General features: G+C 68.2%; 22 protein-coding genes. 10 read left to right on the top strand and 12 right to left on the bottom strand.

Annotated elements, in window-relative coordinates; translation table 11 throughout:
* Positions 1 to 79: 79 nt before the first annotated feature.
* The 3 genes from AC5P9I_RS15275 (at position 80) to AC5P9I_RS15265 (ending at position 5,371) form a co-directional block, all read left to right on the top strand.
* Positions 80 to 2,752 (top strand): polysaccharide deacetylase family protein, encoded by a 2,673-nt coding sequence (locus tag AC5P9I_RS15275; protein WP_049468398.1) that lies wholly within the window; start codon positions 80 to 82, stop codon positions 2,750 to 2,752.
* Between the two features lie 3 nt (positions 2,753 to 2,755).
* Positions 2,756 to 4,105 carry a tRNA uridine-5-carboxymethylaminomethyl(34) synthesis GTPase MnmE gene (gene mnmE / locus AC5P9I_RS15270; RefSeq protein ID WP_064239575.1) on the top strand — a complete coding sequence of 450 codons (1,350 nt, stop codon included), beginning with the start codon at positions 2,756 to 2,758 and terminating at the stop codon, positions 4,103 to 4,105.
* Between the two features lie 159 nt (positions 4,106 to 4,264).
* Complete coding sequence (locus AC5P9I_RS15265; RefSeq protein WP_130768331.1) at positions 4,265 to 5,371, top strand: glycerophosphodiester phosphodiesterase; 1,107 nt, start codon at positions 4,265 to 4,267, stop codon at positions 5,369 to 5,371.
* A 303-nt stretch (positions 5,372 to 5,674) separates the two neighbouring features.
* On the opposite strand, the gene AC5P9I_RS15260 is transcribed toward AC5P9I_RS15265, so the two are convergent.
* Both AC5P9I_RS15260 and AC5P9I_RS15255 read right to left on the bottom strand, forming a co-directional pair.
* Positions 5,675 to 6,445, bottom strand: coding sequence for a rhomboid family intramembrane serine protease (locus tag AC5P9I_RS15260; protein WP_049468391.1), 771 nt, complete (start codon positions 6,443 to 6,445; stop codon positions 5,675 to 5,677).
* A 106-nt stretch (positions 6,446 to 6,551) separates the two neighbouring features.
* Positions 6,552 to 7,514, bottom strand: a complete 963-nt coding sequence (locus tag AC5P9I_RS15255) for a TerC family protein (protein WP_010487446.1) — start codon at positions 7,512 to 7,514, stop codon at positions 6,552 to 6,554.
* Between the two features lie 349 nt (positions 7,515 to 7,863).
* Here AC5P9I_RS15255 and AC5P9I_RS15250 point away from each other — a divergent pair, with 349 nt between their 5' ends.
* Positions 7,864 to 9,033 carry a class I SAM-dependent rRNA methyltransferase gene (locus tag AC5P9I_RS15250; RefSeq protein WP_049468387.1) on the top strand — a complete coding sequence of 390 codons (1,170 nt, stop codon included), beginning with the start codon at positions 7,864 to 7,866 and terminating at the stop codon, positions 9,031 to 9,033.
* A gap of 210 nt (positions 9,034 to 9,243) precedes the next feature.
* The gene (locus AC5P9I_RS15245; RefSeq protein WP_130768330.1) at positions 9,244 to 10,485 is read left to right on the top strand and encodes a dipeptidase; all 1,242 of its coding nucleotides are present in this window, start codon (positions 9,244 to 9,246) and stop codon (positions 10,483 to 10,485) included.
* Positions 10,486 to 10,577: 92 nt separating this feature from the next.
* Here the strand turns inward: AC5P9I_RS15245 and AC5P9I_RS15240 are convergent, their stop codons facing one another.
* From AC5P9I_RS15240 to AC5P9I_RS15230, 3 genes are all read right to left on the bottom strand, one after another.
* A complete protein-coding gene (locus AC5P9I_RS15240; RefSeq protein WP_049417155.1) occupies positions 10,578 to 12,005 on the bottom strand; it encodes an amino acid permease in 1,428 nt (475 codons plus the stop codon).
* 164 nt (positions 12,006 to 12,169) lie between these two features.
* Entirely contained in the window at positions 12,170 to 12,586 is a 417-nt protein-coding gene (locus AC5P9I_RS15235; RefSeq protein ID WP_130768329.1) for a hypothetical protein, read from the bottom strand.
* 57 nt (positions 12,587 to 12,643) lie between these two features.
* On the bottom strand, positions 12,644 to 13,726 hold the full coding sequence (locus AC5P9I_RS15230) for an aldo/keto reductase (RefSeq protein ID WP_197585667.1): 1,083 nt from the start codon (positions 13,724 to 13,726) through the stop codon (positions 12,644 to 12,646).
* A gap of 97 nt (positions 13,727 to 13,823) precedes the next feature.
* Between AC5P9I_RS15230 and AC5P9I_RS15225 the strand changes: the two genes are divergently transcribed.
* Entirely contained in the window at positions 13,824 to 14,738 is a 915-nt protein-coding gene (locus AC5P9I_RS15225) for a LysR family transcriptional regulator (protein ID WP_130768327.1), read from the top strand.
* Between the two features lie 30 nt (positions 14,739 to 14,768).
* Here AC5P9I_RS15225 and leuE read toward each other — a convergent pair whose 3' ends face one another.
* The gene (gene leuE, locus AC5P9I_RS15220) at positions 14,769 to 15,398 is read right to left on the bottom strand and encodes a leucine efflux protein LeuE (RefSeq protein WP_049468378.1); all 630 of its coding nucleotides are present in this window, start codon (positions 15,396 to 15,398) and stop codon (positions 14,769 to 14,771) included.
* A gap of 15 nt (positions 15,399 to 15,413) precedes the next feature.
* Entirely contained in the window at positions 15,414 to 16,385 is a 972-nt protein-coding gene (locus AC5P9I_RS15215; RefSeq protein ID WP_130768326.1) for a LysR family transcriptional regulator, read from the bottom strand.
* 91 nt (positions 16,386 to 16,476) lie between these two features.
* Between AC5P9I_RS15215 and AC5P9I_RS15210 the strand changes: the two genes are divergently transcribed.
* Positions 16,477 to 17,484: a zinc-binding alcohol dehydrogenase family protein gene (locus AC5P9I_RS15210; RefSeq protein ID WP_064239569.1), complete on the top strand. Its 1,008-nt coding sequence runs from the start codon at positions 16,477 to 16,479 to the stop codon at positions 17,482 to 17,484.
* A 64-nt stretch (positions 17,485 to 17,548) separates the two neighbouring features.
* Here AC5P9I_RS15210 and AC5P9I_RS15205 read toward each other — a convergent pair whose 3' ends face one another.
* Positions 17,549 to 18,151 carry a glutathione S-transferase family protein gene (locus tag AC5P9I_RS15205; protein WP_088476165.1) on the bottom strand — a complete coding sequence of 201 codons (603 nt, stop codon included), beginning with the start codon at positions 18,149 to 18,151 and terminating at the stop codon, positions 17,549 to 17,551.
* A 45-nt stretch (positions 18,152 to 18,196) separates the two neighbouring features.
* Here AC5P9I_RS15205 and AC5P9I_RS15200 point away from each other — a divergent pair, with 45 nt between their 5' ends.
* The 3 genes from AC5P9I_RS15200 (at position 18,197) to AC5P9I_RS15190 (ending at position 20,896) form a co-directional block, all read left to right on the top strand.
* Entirely contained in the window at positions 18,197 to 19,747 is a 1,551-nt protein-coding gene (locus AC5P9I_RS15200; protein WP_130768325.1) for a DNA recombination protein RmuC, read from the top strand.
* Between the two features lie 70 nt (positions 19,748 to 19,817).
* The gene (locus tag AC5P9I_RS15195; protein ID WP_130768324.1) at positions 19,818 to 20,213 is read left to right on the top strand and encodes a hypothetical protein; all 396 of its coding nucleotides are present in this window, start codon (positions 19,818 to 19,820) and stop codon (positions 20,211 to 20,213) included.
* Positions 20,214 to 20,350: 137 nt separating this feature from the next.
* Positions 20,351 to 20,896, top strand: coding sequence for a glutathione peroxidase (locus AC5P9I_RS15190; RefSeq protein ID WP_053461715.1), 546 nt, complete (start codon positions 20,351 to 20,353; stop codon positions 20,894 to 20,896).
* Between the two features lie 84 nt (positions 20,897 to 20,980).
* On the opposite strand, the gene AC5P9I_RS15185 is transcribed toward AC5P9I_RS15190, so the two are convergent.
* The 4 genes from AC5P9I_RS15185 to mlaD are packed head-to-tail and all read right to left on the bottom strand — an operon-like array spanning position 20,981 to position 23,483.
* Positions 20,981 to 21,997, bottom strand: a complete 1,017-nt coding sequence (locus AC5P9I_RS15185; protein WP_130768323.1) for an MlaA family lipoprotein — start codon at positions 21,995 to 21,997, stop codon at positions 20,981 to 20,983.
* A gap of 1 nt (position 21,998) precedes the next feature.
* Positions 21,999 to 22,310, bottom strand: coding sequence for an STAS domain-containing protein (locus AC5P9I_RS15180; protein ID WP_049468361.1), 312 nt, complete (start codon positions 22,308 to 22,310; stop codon positions 21,999 to 22,001).
* Complete coding sequence (locus AC5P9I_RS15175; RefSeq protein WP_049468359.1) at positions 22,300 to 22,962, bottom strand: MlaC/ttg2D family ABC transporter substrate-binding protein; 663 nt, start codon at positions 22,960 to 22,962, stop codon at positions 22,300 to 22,302. Before AC5P9I_RS15175 ends, AC5P9I_RS15180 begins: the two co-directional genes overlap by 11 nt.
* Entirely contained in the window at positions 22,959 to 23,483 is a 525-nt protein-coding gene (gene mlaD / locus AC5P9I_RS15170; RefSeq protein ID WP_049468358.1) for an outer membrane lipid asymmetry maintenance protein MlaD, read from the bottom strand. Before mlaD ends, AC5P9I_RS15175 begins: the two co-directional genes overlap by 4 nt.
* Between the last annotated feature and the right edge of the window lie 26 nt (positions 23,484 to 23,509).

The following is a 23,509-nucleotide window of genomic DNA, read 5'->3' as shown; positions in this document are numbered from 1 at the left end:
AAAGCCCGCCGCAAGGCGGGCTTTTCGCATGCGGCGTTAGAATCGCCTGCACACCGTTCCTCCCACCTTCGAGTCCGCCATGCCGCGTGCGTCGTCGTTCCGCCCGTTCCTGCCCTCGCTGTTGTTGACCCTGGTCGTTGCCGGCTGTGGCGACCAGGACGCGAAGGCGCCGGCGACCACCGTCACCCAGGCGAGCGCGCAGGCCGCGGCCGCCGCCGATCCCGCGGCCGCACCGTTGCTGGCGGCTCTGCAGAAACAGCTCGACGGCTACCGCCGGATCATCGTGCTGCTGGCCGACGAGGCGCAGCAGTCGGCCGCCGACCGCGGCACTTCCACGCGCGTGGGCCAGCAGCTGTTCCACGATGGCCTGGAACAGCGCACGGCCATCGCCGCGCAGTTCGACACGCTGCTGCGCGGCGGCAGCCCGCAACGCTTCGCCACGCTCGGCACGGTGCTGGACTACATCGAGTCCGCGCCGGAGCTGTTCGACGCCGACCGCCTGGCCTTCCGCGAAGTGCTGCGTGATCTGCATGAGCGTGTCGGTACCGATTCCTCGCTGCCGGCGGTGAAGCTGCACCAGCGCATCGGCGAGGACCTGGAAGCGCTCGATGAGATCGAGCGCAACTACAACCAGGAACTGACCCGCATCTTCAGCCGCTTCGAGCGCACCCGCGCCATCGAGCTCAAGCGCGAGAAGTGGGACGATTACATCGCCCACCTGCACAGGGACTACAGCCGCGAAGCGATCCTGCGCGACTACGGGGTGATCGAGCCCTACCCGATGTCGATGAAGGACAGCGACCGTGAGATCTTCGGCCGCGACCTGCCGGCCAAGACGGTGGTGCTGACCTTCGACGATGGCCCGCACAAGGCCTACACCGACGAAGTAGTGGCCATCCTCAAGCGCTACGACGTGCCGGGCGTGTTCTTCGAGGTGGGCCGCAACCTGGGCAAGGTCGAGGCCGATGGCAAGGTCAGCCTCGGGCCGATGGCGAAGATCAGCCGCAACCTGATGGAAGAAGGCTATGCGGTGGGCAACCACAGCCTGACCCACGCCCAGCTGTCGCGCACCACCGGCGACGCGCTGCGCCAGCAGGTGCTCGACACCGACACGCTGCTGAAGGACGTCGACAGCAAGCGCGCGCCGCTGTTCCGCTTCCCGTATGGCGCGCGCAATGCCGAAGGCCTGCAGCTGCTCAACGAAGCCGGGCTGAAGTCGATCATGTGGAACATCGACTCGATGGACTGGGCCGACCCGGTGCCGGAGTCGATCGTGCAGCGCGTGCTGGACCAGGTGAACAAGGAACAGCGCGGCATCATCCTGTTCCACGACATCCACGATCGTGCAGTGAAGGCACTGCCGCAGATCCTCGACCGGCTGATCGCCGATGGCTACCAGTTCGCCGGCTGGAACGGCCGCGACTTCACTGTCGCCCGTGCGCGCAAGGGCGATACCGGTGCCGCCACCGTCACCACCGGCTACGAGAAGTCGTGGGCGATCGTGGTCGGCATCGACAACTACGCCAAATGGCCGAAGCTGGAATACGCCAGCCACGATGCGCAGGCGGTGGCCGATACCCTCACCGGGCAGTTCGGCTTCCCGTCCTCGCAGGTGATCGTGCTGAAGAACGAGCAGGCCACCCGCAACAACATCCTGGCCGCGTTCCACGACCGCCTGGCCGATGACCGCACCGGCAGGAACGACCGCGTGTTCGTGTTCTTCGCCGGCCATGGCGCGACCCGCCAGCTGGCCTCCGGGCGCGATCTCGGCTACATCATCCCGGTCGATTCGGATCCGAAGGAATTCGCCACCGACGCCATCGCGATGACCGACATCCAGAACATCGCCGAGAGCATGCAGGCCAAGCACGTGATGTTCGTGATGGACGCCTGCTACAGCGGCCTGGGCCTGACCCGCGGTGGCCCCTCGTCCTCATCGTTCCTGCGCGAGAACGCGCGTCGCAGCGCGCGGCAGATGCTGACCGCCGGTGGTGCCGACCAGCAGGTGGCCGACGCCGGCCCGAACGGCCACTCGGTGTTCACCTGGGTGCTGCTGCAGGCACTGGCCGGCAAGGGGGACCTCAACGGCGACGGCCTGATCACCGGTACCGAGCTGGCCGCCTATGTGGCGCCGGCCGTGTCGGCGGTCTCGCACCAGACCCCGGCCTTCGGCAGCCTGCCCGGTTCGCAGGGCGGCGAGTTCGTGTTCCAGGTGCCGGACAGCCAGGAATTCCTCAACGCCGGCACACGCCAGCTGACTGCCGATGCGATCGCGTTGAACAACAAGGTGGATGCTGCCAGCGAGGCCAAGGACAGCCAGGCACCGGTGACCGTGGCTGACCTGCAGGGCGGCAAGGCCAAGCTGGTGGTGCCCACCGCCGGTCCGGCCTCCGACCGCCAGCGCGCGCAGCAGGCCAACGACCGTGGCCTGCAGCTGTATCGCGAGAAGCAGTACGACGAGGCGGCCGCGCAGTTCACCGAAGCGCTGAAGCTGCGTCCTGATTTTGCCCAGGCGGCCAACAACCTCGGCTTCGTCTACTACCGCCAGCAGCGCTATGCAGAAGCTGCGCGCTGGCTGGAGAACACGCTGAAGATCGACCCGTCGCGCGCCGTGGCCCACCTGAACCTGGGCGATGCCTACTTCAACGCCGGCGACAAGGCCAAGGCCAGGCAGGCCTACACCACCTACCTGGCACTGCAGCCGCAGGGCAGCGGTGCGGCCCAGGCGCGCGCGCAGCTGGAGAAACTCTGAGCGATGAACGAGGCGATCCACACCGACACCATCGTCGCCATTGCCAGCGCGCCCGGCGCTGGCGGCGTCGGCCTGCTGCGCCTGTCCGGTCCGCGTGCCGCGGCCATCGCCCACGCGCTGGGTGCACCTGCGCTGCGCCCGCGCCACGCGCACTACGCGCGCCTGCGCGATGCCGAGGGCGAAGTCATCGATGACGGCATCGTGCTGTGGTTCCCCGCACCGAACAGTTTCACCGGCGAAGAGGTGGTGGAACTGCAGGGCCATGGCAGCCCGGTGCTGCTGCAGCAGCTGGTCGCGCGCTGCATCGCGCTCGGCGCGCGCCAGGCGCGGCCGGGAGAGTTCAGTGAACGGGCGTTCCTCAACGGCAAGCTGGACCTGGCCCAGGCCGAGGCCATCGCCGACCTGATCGCCGCCGGCGACAACCGTGCCGCGCGCGCTGCACGACGCTCGCTGGACGGCGTGTTCTCGCGCCGCATCGAGGCCGTGGTCGAGCAGCTGGTGCTGCTGCGCATCCACGTGGAAGCGGCCATCGACTTTGCCGACGAACCGCTGGATACGCTCGGTGGCGCACAGGTGCGGCGTGGGCTGGAACAGGCGCGCAGTGATCTGGCCCTGCTGCGCCGCGATGCCGAACGCGGTCGTCGCCTGCGCGATGGCCTGCATGCGGTGCTGGTCGGTCCGCCCAATGCCGGAAAGAGTTCATTGCTCAATGCGCTGGCCGGCAGCGAGCGTGCCATCGTCACCGACATCGCCGGCACCACCCGCGACACCCTGCGCGAAACCATCCGCCTGGATGGCCTGGAGCTGACCCTGGTCGACACCGCTGGCCTGCGCGACGGCGGCGATGCCATCGAACGCGAAGGCATGCGCCGCGCGCATGTGGAAATCGAGCGCACCGACCTGGCGCTGATCGTGCTGGATGCGCGCGATCCGGCGGCCGGCGAAGCCGCGCTGGGCGAGGCCGTAGCGTCGGTGCCGCACAAGGTCTACATCCACAACAAGTCGGACCTGCTGGCGGCGTTGCCGTCGCTGGACGATCCGGACCGCGTGTTCGTCTCGGCCGCCACCGGTGCCGGGCTCGAGGATCTGCACGCGCGCCTGCGTTCGATTGCTTCGGCCGGTGCAGGGGAGCAGGTGGACGGCGAGTTCTCGGCGCGCACGCGGCACGTGGATGCAATCGAGCGCGCGCAGGACCACGCGCAACGCGCCGATGGCGAGCTGGCGCACGAGCACCTGGAACTGGCCGCCGAGGAACTGCGGCTGGCGCATGATGCGCTGGGTGAGATCACCGGGCAGATGAGTGCCGATGATCTGCTGGGAAGGATCTTCTCGAGTTTCTGCATCGGCAAGTAGGCCTTGGTAGTGCCGGCCGCTGGCCGGCAACCCAGCCGAACGAGCTCCTCGGGATCGCTACGGGGTCGGAGCCCCTGCGGCGATCCGACCCCGGTTCCCCCACCTGTCACATTGCCGCCGCATACTGACGGCCATCACATACCGCTTGGGGAAGTCGCAGTGAAGTCGTGGGGTTGTGCATTGCTGTTGTCGCTGGCCATGGCACCATCGGTGGCCATGAGTACTGAATCCTCCACCCCGGCTGCACCCAAGGTGTCGGTCTACGGCCATCGCGGGGCAAGCGCGCTGCTGCCCGAGCACACCCTGGCGTCGTACGCGCAGGCCATCGCCGATGGCGCCGACTACATCGAGCCGGACCTGGTGATGACCAAGGACGGCGTGATGGTGGCCCGGCACGAGAACGAGATCGGTGGCACCACCGACGTCGCCTCGCATCCGGAGTTCGCCAGCCGCCGCACCCGCAAGGTGATCGATGGGCAGCAGGTCGAGGGCTGGTTCACCGAAGACTTCACCCTGGCCGAGCTGAAGACCCTGTACGCCCGTGAGCGCCTGCCGGAACTGCGCAGCACCGCCTACGACGGCCAGTTCCGCATCGCCAGCCTGGACGAGATCCTGGCCTTCCTGGTGCAGCAGGCCGGGCGTGCCAACCGCGGCATCGGCCTGGTCCCGGAGATCAAGCACCCGACTTACTTCCAGTCCATCGGCCTGCCGATGGAAGACAAACTGCTGGCTGCGCTGCGCGGCAATGCGTACACCAACGTCGGCCCGGTCACGATCCAGTCGTTCGAGACCGCCAACCTGCGCTACCTGCATGGCAAGATCGGCCGCGGCAGCAACATCCGCCTGCTGCAGCTGCTGTGGAAGGGCGATACCCAGCCGGCCGACATCGCCAAGGCCGGTGGCACGCTGACCTACGCGCAGATGATGACCCCGGCCGGACTGAAGGACATTGCCGGCTACGCCGATGGCATCGGACCCGAGCTGCGTTCGATCATTCCGCTGGATGGCAAGGGCGCGCTGGGCACGCCGACCTCGCTGGTACGTGATGCGCATGCCGCCGGGTTGATGGTGATTCCGTACACCTTCCGCCCGGAAAACCACTTCCAGCCCAGCAACCTGCGCAAGGGCGCCGACAGCGCGCGCAATGCCGAGGGATCGATCGCCGAGATGCGCGCTTACCTGGCGACGGGCATCGATGCGTTCTTCACCGATGACCCGGCGCTCGGCCGGCAGGCGGTGGATGGAATGGGCGCAGCGGGGAACTGACCGTCCCGGTAGTGCCAGCCGCTGGCCGGCAACGCGAGGATTGCCAACGAAGGTTCATGAGGTTGCCGGCCAGCGGCCGGCACTACCGCCGCTTCAACCGCGCGGCTCATCCGGGCGGCGGAATGGAATCACCACGTGGTCCTGGCCCTCGCGCGGCGTCGTCGGCCAGCGGCTCTGCCTCGTCATGGGATGGGCGCAGCGGGGAACTGAATTTCCCGGTAGTACCGGCCGCTGGCCGGCAACGCGCGCACTGCCAACGAAGGTTCATGAGGTTGCCGGCCAGCGGCCGGCACTACCGCCGCTTCAACCGCGCGGTTCGTCCGGGCGGCGGAACGGGATCACCACGTAGTCCTGGCCCTCGCGCGGCTGCCACAACACCGGCACGCGCTGCGGCGACGGTGGCTCCAGCTCGTCGTCGGGCAAAGGCTCGACGTCTTCTTCTTCGTCTTCCCAGCTGTAACGCTGGCGCGGCGGCAACGGGTCGGCGTTGCGGAACAGCAGCGCGGCGATGATGCCGGCGAAGGCGCCGCCCATGTGCGACTGCCAGGACACGCCATCGGCATGCGGCAGGATGGTCATCAGCATGCCGCCATAGAACAGCATGCCGATCAGGCCGGTGGCGATCGCCGCGCGGTCGCGGCGCAGCAGGCCGAGGCTGGCCAGCAGGAACATCAGGCCATGGGTGACGCCACTGGCGCCCAGGTGCACGCTGCCCGGATTGCCCAGCATCCACGCGCCGAGGCCCGAACCCAGCCACAGCAGGGGCAGGGCACGCACGGTGGCTTTCGGATACACGCTGCCGGCGAGGGTGCCGAGGATCAGGATCGCGATGCTGTTGGCGGCGATATGCTCGACCGAGGCATGCAGCATCGGGCCGCCGATCAGGCCGAGCAGGCCCTTGGCTTCCAGCGGCGCGACCGCCCACGGTCGCCAGTCGAACGTGCCCTGCAGGGCGAACACGGCCACCAGCACCAGCACGGCCGCCAGGCTGACATTGAACGCCCGCAGGATGCGCGAGCGGTCATTGCGGGGGGCCGGCACGTCGCCGGCGGGCAGGGGCGTGTTGTTGTCCATACCTCAGCAATGGCGGTGGCTGGCGCGAAACCAAGGCCACCGCAACGGGAGAGTGGAGGCGGCCGGCGGGACAATCCCACCGGCCGCGCTGTTCAGCCGGTCAGGCTCAGGCCTGGCCTTCGCCTTCCTTCGGCGGGTACTTCAGGCTGAGCACCACGGTGGCGGCGATGATCACCGCGACCACGCCCAGCGACACCGGCGTCGGGATCTTGAACAGGTCGATGATCATCATCTTGATGCCGATGAAGCCCAGCACCAGTGCCAGGCCATACGGCAGCAGGTGGAAGCGGTCGGCCATGCCGGCCAGCAGGAAGAACATCGCGCGCAGGCCCAGCACCGCGAACACGTTGGAGGTGAGCACGATGAACGGGTCGGTGGTGATCGCGAAGATCGCCGGGATGCTGTCCACGGCGAAGATCACGTCGGTGACCGCGATCAGGATCAGCACCGCGAACAGCGGGGTGAACCAGCGCACGCCATCGCGCTTCACGCTCAGCGCGTTGCCGGCGTAGTCCGGCAGCAGGCGCAGGTGCTTGCGCATCCAGCGCAGGGCGGGATTGGTCTCCAGGTCCGGCTCCTGGCCGGCGGCGAACCACATCTTCCAGCCGGTGAACAGCAGGAAGGCACCGAACACGTAGAGCAGCCAATGGAACTGGCTGATCAGCACGCTGCCGGCGAAGATCATGATCGTACGAAGCACGATCGCGCCCAGGATGCCGATGATCAGCACCTTCTGGCGCTGCTCCTCCGGCACCGCGAAGTAGCTCATGATCATCAGGAAGACAAAGATGTTGTCGACCGCCAGCGCCTTCTCGACCAGGTAGCCGGTCAGGAATTCGAGCCCGACCTTGTTGGCCACCACCTGGCCGGCAGTCTCATTCAGGTAGTACCAGAGGCCCGCATTGAACAGCAGGGCCAGCGCGACCCAGCCGATGGACCACCACAGGGCCTCCTTGAAGGTGACCTTGTGCGGTCCACCATGGCGCATCAACACGAGGTCGACCAGCAGGGCGATGACCACCACCGCTGCGAAGCCGCCCCACAACCACACGTTACCGATCGTCTGCATTGGGAATGTCCGTTGGAAAGATGAATGCCAGGCCGGACGGCGAGGATCTGCAACGGAGGATCGGGAGGGGATCCAGGGACAGAGCTTCGCCAGTACGGCGAAGGTCTCGCTCGCAGTTCCAGTCGGCTGGAACTGCCGTTGCACCGGAGCCTGCAGGCTCGAAATGACGGCGACAACGTCTGGGAGCTACTCCCCTTCTGGCGCCGATTCTGCCGTCTGGCTGGGCCGCCGTCAAATGCCGGTCCGCCGGGGTCGGATCCCCCACGGGGCTCCGACCCCTCGTCGTCGCCACACTGGGGTCAGAGCCCCTGCGGGGATCTGACCCCGGCGCCCGGTTTACAATGGGTGGATGAATACCCCCCTTCCCGTTGTCCGCCTCAAGAATGCGTGGCGCTCCAGCCACCCGTGGATCTTCCAGAAACTGGTCGAGAAGCCGACCGTCCGGCCCAAGCCCGGTTCCATCGTCGACGTGGTCGGCATTGATGGCGAATTCATCGGCCGCGGGTTCTACAACGGGCACTCGCGCATTGCCGTGCGCATCCTTGAAACCGACCAGAACGTGCCGGTGGATGCCGGCTGGTTCTCGCGCAAGATCGCCCAGGCGGTGTCGCTGCGCCGTGAGGTGCTGAAGCTCGATGCGGTCTCCGATGCCTGGCGCGTGGTGCACAGCGAAGGCGACGGCCTGTCCGGCCTGGTGGTGGATCGCTACGGCGACCTGGTGGTGGTCGAGTTCTTCGCCGCCGGCATGTTCCGCCACCGCGAATGGATCTACGACGCCCTGCGCGAGCAGTTCCCCGGCTGCCGCTTCCACAGCTTCGCCGACGAGCACGTGCAGAAGCAGGAGAGCTTCGACTTCCACGGCAACACCACCACTGAAGCGGCGGTGATCACCGAGTACGGCATCAAGTTCCGCGCCGATCCGGCCGGTGCACACAAGACCGGCTTCTTCGCCGACCAGCGCGAGAACCGCGAATGGCTGAGCCAGCAGGTCGAAGGCAAGAGCGTGCTGGACCTGTGCTGCAACACCGGCGGTTTCGCGGTGTACGCAGCAGCACGTGGCGCTTCGGAAGTGGTCGGCATCGACATCGATGAGGACGTCATCCAGATCGCCAAGGGCAATTCGCGCCTGAACAACGTGCGCCCGAAGTTCATCCAGTCCGACATCTTCCCGTGGCTGCGCGACGCCGCCAACCGCGGTGAGCAGTACGACGTGGTGATCCTGGACCCGGCGAAGATGACCCGCGACCGCGACCAGGTCATCACTGCGCTGAAGAAGTACCTGGACATGAACAAGCTGGCGCTGGGCGTGGTCAAGCCGGGCGGCCTGTTCGCCACGTTCTCCTGCACCGGCCTGGTGGCCGAGGACCAGTTCCTCGACATGCTGCGCCGCGCGGCGTATTTCTCCGGCCGCACGATCCAGATCCTGAAGGTCGCCGGCGCCGGTCCGGACCACCCGTTCATGGCCCACGTGCAGGAATCGCGTTACCTGAAGGCCGTGTTCTGCCGCGTGGTGGACTGACCGCGTGACGCTGTAGAGCCGAGCCGCGCCACCTGATCATGGGGGCGCCATTGTTTCGAACGCATCGCAATGCGCGGGACGCTGGCCGCTGGGCCGTGAATACGATTCATGCTCGACTCGCGGTGCCTGGCAACCGAGCGTGAGCTCGGCTCTACAAATCAGCAGGCCGCAGCGCTATGGTCGGGCTCTTCCCAATGCCGGTGAGAGCCCATGCCTTCGTTGCGCCCCCTGTCCGTCGTGCTCGCCCTGGCGCTGTGCGCGCCGCTGTCGGCCCACGCCATCGAGTTCAGCGCCGAGGAACTGGCCCGTGCCAAGGCGCTGCAGCAGCGCCTGGTCACGCTCGACAGCCATCTGGATACACCGGCCAAATTCGGCCGAACCGGTTTTGACATCGAGCAGCGCCACGACCGCAACGCCCTTTCGCAGGTGGATTACCCGCGCATGGTCGAAGGCGCGCTGGATGGCGGCTTCTGGGCGATCTACACCGACCAGGGCGACCGCAGCGCCGCCGCGCACCTGGCCGAGCGTGACCATGGCCTGCAGCGGTTGATGCAGATCCGCGAAATGCTGGCGGCCAATCCCGAGCGCTTCGCGCTGGCACTGACCGCCGATGATGCCGCGCGGATCAAGGCCGCCGGCAAGCGCGTGGTGTACATCAGCATGGAAAACGCCAGCCCGCTGGTGGACGACCCCAGCCTGCTCTCGTTCTACCACCGTGCCGGGCTGCGCCTGCTCAGCACCGTGCACTTCGCCAACAACGAGTTCGCCGATTCGGCCACCGACCCCAAGGGCGCGGAATGGAAGGGCCTGAGCCCGGCCGGCAAAGAACTGGTGCGACAGGCAGTGAAGCTGGGCATCGTGATCGATCAGTCGCATGCCTCGGACGCGGTGTTCGACGATCTGCTGGCGATGATGCCGGTGCCGTTCGTGCTGTCGCACAGCTCGGCCAAGGCGGTCTACGACCACCCGCGCAATCTCGACGACGCGCGCCTGCGCAAGCTGGCCAGGGCCGGCGGCGTGATCCAGGTGAACGCCTATGGCGGCTACCTGATCGACACGGCGAAGACACCCGAGCGCAAGCAGGCCGAAGAAGCGCTGAGCAAGCAGCTGGGCGGCTGGGAAGGCATGGGCATCGAGCAGGGTGTTGCCCTGCTGAAGGCCGAGCAGGCACTGGACCACGAGCACCCGGTGCGCCACGCCAGCCTGGATGATTTCTTCGCCCACTTCGAGCACATCCTCAAGGTGGTCGGCCCCGAGCACGTGGGCATCGGCCTGGACTGGGATGGCGGCGGTGGCCTGAGCGACCTGCCCGATGTCAGCCAGCTGCCGAAGATCACCGCCTGGCTGCTGCGCAAGGGCTATACCGAGCAGCAGATTGCCGGCATCTGGGGCGGCAACCTGCTGCGGGTGATGCGCCAGGCGCAGGATTACGCGGCAAAACAGGGCGGTTGACCGCCCTTCGGTCGTGCCGGCCGCTGGCCGGCATTGCCCGTACCAACAGGATGCGAGGTGCCGGCCAGCGGCCGGCACGACCGGCGAGCCGGTTACTTCGCGATCAGTGCGTGGCGGCGGCTGTACAGGAAGTACAGCACCAGGCCGGCCACGTTCCACAGCAGGAAGTACAACTGCGTGGTGTGCGGCAGGCTGATGAACAGGTAGATGCAGCCCAGCGCGGCCAGCGGCCCGACCACGAAGGCCAGCGGTGTGCGGAAGGTTCGCTCGCGGTTCGGCTCGCGCAGGCGCAGCACCACCAGGCAGATACCCACCGCAGTGAACGCGGCCAGGGTACCGGCATTGGCCAGCGCGGCGATCTCGTCCAGGCGGGCCACGCCGGCCAGCGCCGACACCACCACGGCGGTGAACAGCGTGGTCGCCACCGGCGTGCCGGTGCGCGCATTGACCTTGGACAGGCCACGCGGCAGCAGGCCGTCGCGGCTCATCACGAAGAAGATGCGGCTCTGGCCGTACAGGAAGGCCAGCAGCACGGTCGGCAGCGCGATGATCGCGATCACGCCAATCACCATTGCGGCAGTCGGATGGCCGAGCTGGCGCATGATCAGCGCCAGCGGTTCGGCGCTGTGGCCGAACACCGCGTAGCTCATCGCACCCACTGCCGCCAGCGCCACCAGCACGTAGACGATGGTGCAGCCGATCATCGACCCGATGATGCCGATCGACAGGTCGCGGCCGGGGTTCTTGGTTTCCTCGGCGGCGGTGGAGATCGCATCGAAGCCGTAGAAGGCGAAGAAGATGATCGCCGCTGCCGCCATCACGCCGTGCTCGACCCCGTCAGGGCCCATCGACTTGGCAAAGCCATACGGCATGAACGGCTGCAGGTTGGCGCTGTCGAACGCAGGCAGGGCCACGGCCACGAAGATCGCCAGCGCGATCAGCTTGAACACCACCAGGATCGCATTGAGCGTGGCGCTCTCCTTGGTGCCGGCCATCAACATGCCGGCTACCAGCCAGGTGATGATGATCGCCGGCAGATTGATCATGCCGCCTTCCACGTGCGGGCCGGCCGCCAGCCAGGCTGGCAGGTGCACGTTCCAGCCGAACTGGGTGTGCACCCATTCGAGGAAGCCGACGAAGTAGCCGGACCAGCCCACCGCCACCGTACTCACCACCAGCGAGTACTCCAGGATCAGGCTCCAGCCCACCACCCAGGCGAACACCTCGCCGAGCGCACTGTAGCTGTAGGTGTAGGCGCTGCCGGCGGCCGGCATCATCGTCGACAGCTCGGCATAGGACAGCGCCGCACAGGCGCAGACCGCACCGGCGATGGCGAAGGAAATCAGCACGGCCGGGCCGGCCAGGTTGGCACCGACGCCAATCAGCGTGTAGATGCCGGTACCGACGATGGCACCGATGCCCAGCGCGATCAGGTGCGGCCAGCTGAGCGTCGGGATCAGGCGCCTGCCGGCTTCGTGGACGGTGACGGAATCTAGGGACTTGCGCCGGAACAGGGACATGCAGGCCTCGGAAGGGGTGACTGAGAACGACAAGTTCCCGAGTGTGACCGAACGCAGCGCAGCATTGCCACTGACGGGGGTCATACCCGACGCGCCGCGCGCTGCACCGCGATCAGGCTGCCGGAATCGGCATAAAGCAGGCCGGACCCCCGCGCCGGGCGACGTCAGGGCAGGGCGGGCCAGTGGCAGCCGTCTTCCTGCCAGGCCTCGACGTCATCGTGGAAAGAGGTCCTGCGCCCGTCACGGGCACGCTCATAGCTCAGGTCCAGCACCAGCGCGCCCTGGGTACTCAGCAGGTAACGGCCGTTGAGGCGGCCGTCGATGCGCTCTTCCCACACGCTGTCGAACTGGTAGGGACGATCCTCTGCCAGCACCGTGGTCTCCATCGAGACCCGGCGCAGGGGCAGGCGCCCGCGCTGGCCGGCGTAGCGCACGTCGGCCGCGCCGTCGTCCAGCCAGCGCCATTCCAGATGGATGCTGTCGTTGCGGCCGCCCGTCAGGCAGCGATGGTCCTGCACGGTGGCGCCAGAGGCGGTGCCGGCGAACAGCAGGGTCAGGGCGAAGTCGGTCAGGCGGACCATCCACGCGCATCCATTGCAGAAGGGGGGCCAGCATAGCCCGCCCTGCCTGCCATGCCCTCAGCGCCCGCGCGGCCGCAGCTGGGTGCCGCCGCTCATCAGCATCCGCGGCAACGGCATCCGCAGGAAATCGTGCGGGAACGACGGTGCCACTGCACTGATCGCATCGAGGTGGGCCAGGGCCTCGGCCGGCAGCACCAGCTGCAGCGCGTCCAGGTTGTGCTCGAACTGCGCCAGGGTGCGGGCGCCGATGATCGGCAGCGCGCCGGCGCCGGGGCGCTGCAGCAACCAGGCGAGTGCAACCTGCGCAGGCGAATGCGAAAGATCGGCAGCGATGGTTGCGACGTCCCCGGCAATCTGCAGCGAACGCGGCGTCAACGCACCATTGATCAGGGCCACGCTGCGGCGCGACCCGCCGGGTGTGGCTGGCAACGCCTCGGCGCTGGCGAGATCGGCCGTGCTGTACTTGCCGGTCAGCACGCCGCTGCCCAATGGCGACCACGCCACCACGCCCATCCCCAGCGCATCGGCCATCGGCAGCAGTTCATGCTCGACGCTGCGCTGGATCAGGCTGTACTCGATCTGCAGCGCCACCAGCGGCGACCAGCCACGCAGGTCGGCCAGGGTCTGCATGCGCGCGATCTGCCAGGCCGGCGTGTCCGAGATGCCGGCGTAAAGCACTTTGCCGCTGCGGACCAGGTCGTCGAAGCCCCGCATGACTTCGTCAACGCCGGTGGTGTCGTCCCAGGCGTGCAGGTACAGCAGGTCGAGGTAGTCGGTCCCCAACCGCCGCAGACTGTCCTCCACCGAGCGCAGCATGCTCTTGCGGTGGTTGCCGGCGTTGTTGGGGTCACCGGGGACGGTGGCGAGGGTGTACTTGCTGGCGATCACCAGCCGGTCGCGCTGGCCCTGGGCGAACCGGCCAAGCAGGGTTTCCGCACTGCCATTGGTGTAGTTGTTGGCGGTATCGATGAAATTGCCGCCACGTTCGACGTAGGTGTCGAAGATGCGGCGAGCCTCGGTTTCGTCCGCGCCCCAGCCCCAGTCGGCGCCGAAGGTCATCGTGCCCAGTGCCATCGGGCTGATGCGAAGGCCGGAGCGGCCGAGCAGGCGGTAGTGGTCCAGCGACATGGGGGGTCTCACAGGGAGGCGGCGGTACCGCCGGGAGGCACAGCATCGGCCGACCGTTCCTGTGGATAAACTGGATGGCACCGGACTCACCATGAAGAGTGGCTTCACAATGGATCCCTCCGCACCGTTGTCGGCGGTGGTCGCCTTCGTTCACGTCGCCGACCATGCCAGCTTCACCCGCGCCGCAGATGCGCTGGGCATCTCCACCTCGGCACTGTCGCAGAGCGTGCGCGCGCTGGAGGCGCGGATGGGCGTGCGCCTGCTGCAACGGACCACGCGCCGGGTCGGCCTGACCGAACACGGTGCGCGCTTCCTTGAACGTGTACGCGGCGGACTGGAGCAGATCGATTCGGCGTTTGCCGACCTCGACAGCGCGCGTGCGGTTCCGGCCGGGAAGCTGCGCATCACCCTTCCACGCATCGTGGCCGAGCGCCGGGTGCTGCCGGCACTGCCTTCGTTCCTGGCGCGCTATCCGCAGGTGGACGTGGAGCTGTGCGTGGAGCCGGCGTTGACCGATCTGGTGGCCGAAGGCTTCGACGCGGGTATCCGGCTCGGCGAGTCACTGGCGCGCGGCATGATCGCAGTGCCGATCGGACCGCCGGAGCGGCAGGTGGTGGTGGCCACGCCCGGCTACTTCGCGCAGTACGGCATTCCGGCCAGCCCGCACGAACTGCAGGGCCATGCATGCATCGTCCACCGCCGCGCCAACGGCCGGCTGATGCCCTGGGAGTTCAGCCGCGATGACCATGACCTGGAGGTCGAGGTCAACGGCCGGCTGGTGTTCAACGATGCCGAGCTGGCCCACGGCGCCGTGCTGGCCGGGCTCGGCATGGCGCAGGGGTTCGCGTCACTGGTGGCCGATGACCTGGCATCCGGGCGCCTGCAGGCGGTGCTGCAGGACTGGCAACCGCCGTTCCCCGGCTTCCACCTGTATTACCCCGCGCGCGAGCACATGGCACCCAAGCTGCGGGTGTTCATCGACCATCTGCGCGCAGGACCGCACGGCGGGACGGGGCCCACCTAGGCCGGCAGGCGTAGCGTCGAGCCTGCGCTGTCAGCCGTTCAGCCCCAGACGGATGCCGAACCCGACCAGGAACAGGCCGGCCACGCGGCGCAGCGCATCGCTGATCCGCGGGTGCTGGATCAGCCGGCGACGGGCCAGGTTGCCCACGCCGATCAGCATCGAGCAGTAGGCGATGCTGACCACCAGGATGATGCCGGCCAGCGCGGCGAAGGTGGCGATGCCCTGGTGCGCCTTCGGATCGATGAACAACGGCAGGAACGCCATGTAGAACAGGATTGCCTTCGGGTTGAGCAGGCTGACCAGGATCGCCTGCTGGAAGTAGCGGCCCGGCTGCATGCGGATCGGGCCGGCATCACTGCCCTCGTGCTTCGGCGTGCGCAGCAGGCCGATGCCGACCCACACCAGGTAGGCCGCACCCAGGTACTGCACGGCGTGGAACACCAGCGGGTTGGCCTTGAGCAGCGCGGCCACGCCGGCCAGCGCCAGCCACATCAGGATCTGGTCACCGACCAGCAGGCCGGCCAGTGCGGTGTAGCCGCCGCGCACGCCGCCACGGCCGGTGGCGGTCAACAGGGTGAAGGTACCGGGACCGGGCAGGGCGAGAAACACCAGCACGGCGACCAGAAACGTCCACAGGTCCTGGATGCCCATCCACGGCATGGCGGTGCGCTCTTGTTACGGGGGGCCGCCATTGTCGGCCAGCGCCCCGGCAGGCGACAGGGGGCCGGTGGGGCCAACCGGCATCCCAGACAGCAACGGTTGCAGGTGCTGGCGCAGCTGCGCATGCAGCTGCCTTACCGCGGGCGAGAACTGCTTGCGGTGCGGGCACACCAGCTGCAATGGGATGCTGCTGCCAACGCCGTCCAGCAGCACCTGCAGGCGCCCGGCCAGCACGTCCTCGCGCAGGTCCAGCCAGGACTTGTAGGTGATGCCTTCACCGGCCACGGCCCAGCGCCGCACCACGTCGGCGTCGTCGCAGACCAGCGGGCCGCGCACGGGGATCACGGCGCGGCGTCCGTCCACCTCGAACGACCAGCGATCGTAGGCGCGGCCACTGAGCTGGTAGACCAGGCAGTCGTGCTCGCGCAGCTCATCCAGCCGCGTGGGCATGCCGCGCCGCTGCAGGTAGCCGGGCGAGGCGGCCAGCACGCGCCGGTTGCCTTCCAGCAGGGGCAGGGCCACGTAGTTGGCATCGTCGAAGTGGCCGATGCGGATGGCCACGTCGACCGGGTCGCGGAACACATCGGCCACTTCGTCGGACAGGCGCAGATGCAGGCGCAGCCGCGGGTGGGCCGCGCGGAACGCGCTCAGCCAGGGCAGCAGCAGGTTGCGGCCGAAGTCCGACGGCGCCGACAGTTGCAGGGTGCCATGCAGCTCGGTGTCCTCGCCCTGTACGCGGGCCTGGCCCTCGCGCAGGGTGGCCAGCACCTCCTGCGCATACGGCAGGTACAGCGCGCCCTCGCCGGTCAGGCGCAGGCTGCGGGTGGTGCGCACGAACAGGCGCAGGTCCAGCTCACGTTCCAGCCGCGCCACCGCCGCGGCAACCTGGCCGGGCAGCAGGTCGGCCTCGCGGGCGGCCTGCGAGAAGCTGCCCAGCGCGGCGGTACGAACGAACAGCTGCAGGTCGTCGAAGCGGATCATTTTCATTGCTGGAGAGAAAGTCCTGCCCGATTCTGCGCCTTTCTGCCGGCGCGCGCGCGGCGCAACCTGTCGCCTCCTTCCCCACTGGACCGCTGCCATGCGCGCCATTGCCTACACCCACGCCGGCCTGCCGATCGATGATCCGCAGGCCCTGATCGATATTGAACTGGACCTGCCGCAGCCCGGCCCGCGCGACCTGCGGGTGGCGGTGCGCGCGGTGGCGGTGAACCCGGTCGACACCAAGGTCCGCCGCGGCGTGGCCACCGACGGCCCGCGCGTGCTGGGCTGGGATGCGGTCGGCATCGTCGACGCGGTGGGCAGCGAGGTGACCCTGTTCCAGCCCGGTGACGCGGTCTACTACGCCGGCGTCATCGATCGCCCGGGCAGCAATGCCGAGTACCAGCTGGTGGATGAGCGCAGCGTCGGCCGCAAGCCGGCCAGCCTCGACGATGCCGCCGCCGCCGCGCTGCCACTGACTGCGATCACCGCCTGGGAGCTGCTGTTCGACCGCCTGCGCATCCCCGAGGGCGGTGGCGAAGGCCAAGCCCTGCTGGTGATCGGTGCTGCCGGCGGTGTCGGCTCGATCCTGGTGCAGCTGGCGCGGAAGCTGACCCGGCTGACCGTGATCGGCACCGCCTCGCGCCCGGAGACCCAGGACTGGGTGTATGCGATGGGCGCGCACCATGTGATCGACCACCGCCTGCCGCTGGCCGAGGGCCTGGCGCGGCTGGGCATCAGCGAGGTGCAGCACGTGGCCAGCCTGACCCATTCCGACCAGCACTACGCGCAGATCGTGGAACTGCTGGCGCCGCAGGGACAGTTCGGCCTGATCGATGACCCGGGCCAGGTGGACGTGATGGCGCTCAAGCGCAAGGCACTGTCGCTGCACTGGGAGTCGATGTTCACCCGGCCGCTGTACCGCACCGCCGACATGCAGCGCCAGCACGACCTGTTGAACCGGGTGGCCGAGCTGGTCGATACCGGCGTGCTGCAGACCACGCTGGGCGAACATTTCGGGCGCATCGACGCGGCCAACCTGCGGCGCGCCCACGCGCTGCTGGAAAGCCACCGCGCCAAGGGCAAGATCGTGCTGGAAGGCTGGTAAGGCCGGGTCGTTCCCGCGCCCCTGGGGTCAGATCTCTTTCCCGGGAGAGGATCTGACCCCTGCCTCAGGCCACGCCGTTGTCGACGTGTTCGGCGAAACCGGGCTGCTGGCGCAGGCGCTCGAACCAGGCGCCCACGTGTGCCAGCGCCGGCGTGTGGCCCGGTGTGCTGCGCCAGCGCTGGGTCGACAGCCCGAGCACGATGTCGGCGAGGGTGAAGGTGCTGCCAGCGGCGTAGCCGCCAGCGGCCAGCTGGGCATCAAGCACGCCCATCAAGCGGTTCCACTGGGCCAGGCTGGCCTCGGCGCGGGCATCGTCCGGGTAGTCCGGATGCTGGCGCACGCGTGCCATGAACACGTGCCGCCAGGCACTGTTGAGGTCGCTGGCCTGCCAGTCCATCCACTGCTCGACCCGCGCACGATCCTGTGCCGCGCGGGGCAGCAGGTCGTCACGGCCCGCGCGGGACGCCAGGTAGCGGCAGATGCTGTTGGACTCCCACAGCACGAACTCGCCATCACGCAGGACCGGCACCTGCCGGTTCGGGTTCAGGGTGGCCAGCAGGTCCGCGGGTGGCGCAGGCTCGTGGTGCAGGGGCAGGTCGAGGCCGGCGCACAGCCAGAGCACCTTGCGCACGTTGATGGAGGTGGGCTTTCCGTACAGGGCAAGCATGGTCCTGGCGCAGCAGTTGAGACTGGGCCAGCCTACACTTGCCGCATGCAAACCGAATCCCTGCTCATTGCCGGCCTGCTGTTGGCCGTGCTCATCCTGCAACTGGTCGCCCTGCTGCGCCGCCCCCCGCATGACCGCCTGGAACAGGCGGTGCGCGAGGAGGCACGGTCCGGGCGCAGCGAGCTGCGCGAACAGCTCGATGGCTTCGCCCGCGCGCTGACCGATCTGTCCACCCGTACCGACCAGCGCCTGGACCTGCTGCGCGAAGCGCTGGGCGAAGATGCGCGCAAGGCGCGTGCCGAGGCTGCCGACAGCCAGCAGCGCGGCGCCGCGCTGACGGGACAGCGCCTGCAGGAGCTGCGGGGCCAGCTGGAGGCCTTCGGCCAGCAGCAGGAGGCGCGCATCCATGCGTTTGGCCAGCAGCTGCAGGAACTCACCGGACGTACCGATACCCAGCTGGGTGCGTTGCGCCAGACCCTGGTCGATGACGCGCGCAAGGGCCGCGAGGAAGGCGCGCAGTCGCAGCAGCGCCTGACCGAAAGCCTCGGCCTGCGCCTGCAGGAGCTGACCCAGCGCAACGAACAGCGCATCGCCGAGATGCGCGCCACGCTGGAAGAGCAGCTGCGCGCGCTGCAGAACGACAACGCGCAGAAGCTGGAGCAGATGCGCCATACCGTGGACGAGAAGCTGCAGTCCACGCTGGAGACGCGCCTGGGCAATTCCTTCAAGCTTGTCTCCGAGCGCCTGGAACAGGTGCAGCGTGGCCTTGGCGAGATGCAGCAGCTGGCCACCGGCGTCGGCGACCTCAAGCGCGTGCTGACCAACGTCAAGAACCGCGGCAGCTGGGGCGAAGTGCAGCTGGAGAACATCCTTGAGCAGACACTCACCCAGGAGCAGTACGCACGTGCGGTGAAGGTGCGGCCGGACAGCGGCGAGATGGTCGACATCGCGGTACGCCTGCCGGGACGCAGCAGCGGCGATACCCCGGTGTGGCTGCCGATCGACTCCAAGTTCCCGCGCGAGGACTACGAGCGCCTGCTGGACGCGCAGGAGCACGGCGACGCCGAGGGCGTGCGCCTGCAGGGCATCCAGCTCGAGCGCGCGGTGCGCGTGCAGGCCAAGTCGATCTGCGACAAGTACATCGCACCCCCGCATACCACTGATTTCGCAGTGATGTTCCTGCCTACCGAAGGGCTGTACGCCGAAGTGATCCGGCGCCCGGGACTGGTCGATCTGCTGCAGCGCGAGCACCGCGTGGTCGTGGCCGGGCCGACCACGGTCACCGCGCTGCTCAACAGCCTGCAGATGGGGTTCCGCACGCTGGCCATCGAGCAGCGCTCCAGCGAGGTCTGGAGCCTGCTGGGCGCAGTGAAGAGCGAGTTCGGCAAGTTCGCCGGCATCCTGGAGAAGGCCGAGAAGCAGATCACCACCGTCGGGCGCAGCATCGGCGAGGCCAGCCGCAAGACGCGCACCATCGAACGGCGCCTGCGGGGTGTCGAGTCGCTGGCCGCCGAGCAGGCACAGTCGTTGCTGGGCGACCTGGCCGAGGGAGATGCCACGGCCGAGGAAGAGGCGAGCGACGGCGAGGAGGCCTGACCGGCGCCGACACGCCGCATGCATCGCCGGTGCGTATGCTGGCGGCCTGCCCGCCCGATCCGGTACCACGATGCGCCTGCCCCTTTGCACCAGCCTTGTCCTGACCGCACTGCTTGCTGCCTGCAGCAGCGCGCCACCGAGCGTGGACACGACCGCGCAGGCCACGGCCACCAGCCCTGAAGCTGCCGAGGCCTATCGCGAAGCGCGCGACGTCGACTGCCAGGCTGCCGGTGGCAGCCTGCAGCGGCTCGGCCGGTTGCAGCGCGAGCAGTGCGTGATTCCCTATGCCGATGCCGGCAAGGCCTGCAGCCGCAAGAGCGACTGCACCGGCCAGTGCCTGGCGACGGGCGAGGGGGTGGCCGGCGTCGTGGCGACAGGCACCTGCCAGCGTGATGCCAGCCAGAACTTCGGTTGCCGCCAGCGCATCGACGACGGCAAGGCGCAGGGCACGCTCTGCGTGGACTGATCCTCGCGCCGGCCGCTGGCCGGCAGCCTCATGAACCCATGCGAACGGTCGCACGATTCCCGGCCAGCAGCCGGCACGACCGGCATCGCGCGGCGCTATGCTGGTCGGCCATTTCCCGACGTAGCCGGAGCCCCCGCGTGAGTACCCCGATCCAGGACATTCCCCTCACCACCATCGACGGCCAGCCGTCCTCGCTTGCCGACTACCAGGGCAAGGTGCTGCTGCTGGTCAACGTCGCCTCCAAGTGCGGCCTGACCCCGCAGTACGAAGGCCTGCAGGCGCTGTATTCGGAAAAGCACGCCCAGGGCCTGGAAGTGCTGGGCTTCCCCGCCAACAACTTCCTCGGCCAGGAGCCGGGCAGCGAGGCCGAGATCCAGCAGTTCTGCCAGCTCACCTATGACGTCAGCTTCCCGATGTTCTCCAAGATCAGCGTGGCCGGCGAGGATACCCACCCGCTGTACCAGCAGCTGACCGCCGCGCAGCCGCAGTCGATCGGCGAAGGCCCGCTGCGTGAGCGCCTGGCCAGCAAGGAGATCCCGATCCATCCGGCACCGGCGGTGCTGTGGAACTTCGAGAAGTTCCTGGTCGGCCGTGATGGCAAGGTCGTCGCACGCTTTGCCCCGGACGTGGCCGCCGACGATGCACGCCTGCGCGAGGCCATCGAGGCCGCGCTGGCGGCCTGAGCAAGGCGTGCCAGCCACGGTTGGCACCCAGCGGAAAAGAAAAACCCCGCCGAGGCGGGGTTTTTCATGCACCGATGCAGGGCTTCAGTGGGTCCACTGCGGCATCGGCATCGCATCGACCGGGATCGGCGAATTGGCATCGTCATGGCCGCGGTCGCGCTTGCTGCGCAGGTCGTTCTCGATCTGGTAGTTGCGGCGCTGCATCCACGCATCGCGGACCAGGGCGTATTCGTCCACTGCGGTGTCGCGCAGATCGTCGATCGCCAGCAGCTGTGCGCGGGTGTCGACCAGCTGCAGGCCCTGCAGGCCGATGCGGATCTTGTCTTCCTCGACGCGCCGGATCGGCGACAACGGGATGTCACCGGCCAGGCCGAACACGTCGCGCACGGTACGCGGGCCGAAGAACGGCAGCTCCACGTAGCGCGAACGACGCCAGCCCCAGGCACCCAGGGTCTGGCCGAAGTCTTCATTGCGACGCGGCACCATCGCCTTGCTGGCCGGATCGAACAGGCCACCGATGCCCAGCGTGCTGTTCATCAGGAAGCGGCCGAGGCTGTCCCACGCGTCGGCACCACGGCCCTGCAGCAGCTGGTTGGTGATGGTCACCGGCGCACGCAGGTTGCTGAAGAAGTTGCTGATGCCGGTACGCGCGAAGCGCGGCACCACATGGGTATAGGCGGTGGCCAGCGGACGGGCCACACCGCGGTCGACCGCATTGTTGAACGTGTGGACCTTGCGGTTGAACGGTTCCCACGGATCGTAGGCCGCAGCGCTGCTGGTGGTGCCGGTGCCGCCATACAGGGCGTCGAAATCATCCTCGCCCCCGGCGGCGGTGGCCGTTGCGGTCTTCGCCGCGCTGGTCTCTGCGCCGTGTGCCGACGCAGCCGGCGACGGTGCGGAAGGCGCCGGTGGAGTGGCCGCGGCTGCAGCCGGCGTCGCGTCGGCGCCGCCGGTATCGGCGGTTGCCGCCGGTGCCTCGGCCACCGTGCTGGCCGCGACCACGGTGCTGGCGACCGGTGCATCGCTGCGCGCGGGCTTGCCGGCACAGGCGGTCAGGGCGGTGGCCAGGAGGATCAGGGGGAAAGTGCGTACGACGTTCATGTCAGCTCGCAGCAGAAGTAGCGTTGAAATCCAGGTCGGGCGACAGCCGGTAGGCTGCGCTCAGCTCGTTGTAGCCGGCCGGCGCGCCGGCAATTGCCAGCAGGTGGCCCGCCTTGCGCGCACGGGCCGCCAGTTCGGCCAGCAGGGCCAGGCCGGCGCTGTCCACGCGCTCCACCTCACCCAGCTCCAGCCGTGCCAGCTTGGCCGGCAGGGCCTGCAGCTGCGGCCACAGCGCGATCACCGCGGCACGGTCGAGCACCCCGCGCAGGCGCAGGGTGTCGCCTTCCAGCAGCGCCAGTGCGTTACTTGCCATTGCCCGCGGGCCCGGCCTGCATGCTGCCGCTGTGCAGTTCGCTGGCCACCTGCTTGATGCCCTTCTGGCGCAGCGGAGTATCGAACTGGTTGCGGAAGGTCTGCACGTAGGAGATGCCTTCGATGTTGACGTCGAAGATCTTCCACTGGCCGTTGACGTTGCGCATCCAGTACTCGACCGGGGTCGGTTCGCTGCCGGCGCGCACCAGTTCGGTGCTCACGCGCACGCCGCGGTTGCCCGGCAGCGGGCTCTCACCCTTCAGGCGGAAGCTCGGCTTGCCCTGGATGTTGAGCAGGGTCGAGCCGTAGCGCTGCATCAGGCTGTCGGCCATGGCATCGGCAAACAGCTTGATGTCCGCGTCAGAAGCACCGCGGGCGTGCGGGCCCAGCACCAGGCGCGCGGCATAGTCGCGGTCGAAGGTGCGGTTCAGCTCGCTGTCGATGTAGCTGCGCAGGCTGGCCGGGTTGCTGCCGAACTCGCTCCGGCGCTGCTGCAGGGTGTTGAGGATGCGCGTGCTGGCATCGATCACCACCTTGCCGGCCTGGCCCTGCGTCGCAGCGGCAGCGGGGGCGGCGGCCTGGGCCTGGGCGAAGAACGGCGTGGCCAGCAGCAGCGCCGAGGCGAGCAGGGCCGGGATCAGTTTCGTTTTCATGGTTGCGGTTCCGTTGCAGGCGCCTGCGCGCCATCGTTGGGCTTCTGAGCAGCGCCGCCACCGGCGCCGCCACTGAACATGTACTTGCCAACCAGCTGGATCAGGTCCACCGCCGGCTGGGTGAAGACGATCTCGTCGCCAGCCTTCAGCACGTCCGGGTCACCGCCCGGCTGAAGACCGATATAGCTCTCGCCAAGCAAACCACTGGTGAAGATGCCGGCCGAGGTATCTGCCGGCAGGTCCTTGACCTTGCTGTCCATGCGCAGGGTCACGATGGATTCGAACTTCACCGGATCCAGGTCGATCGCGGCGACCTGGCCCACGGTGACACCGCCGATCTTCACCGGCGCCTGCTTGCGCAGCTGCCCGACCTGGGAGAAGCGCGCCTTCAGCTCGTAGCCCTGGCTGCCCCAGCTCCAGCGCTGGTTGGTCGAGGCCACGGCCAGCACCAGCAGCGAGGCCAGGGCCAGCAGCAGGAAGGCGCCGACGGAAAATTCGAGTCTGGGACCGCGGATGGCCATGTGGAATACCTGATCGAGTCGTGGTG

This window comes from Stenotrophomonas sp. YJH_SMC_29, assembly GCF_059371235.1.
The sequence above is the reverse complement of the archived record's forward strand: the minus strand, read 5'-3'. Positions and strand labels throughout refer to the sequence as shown.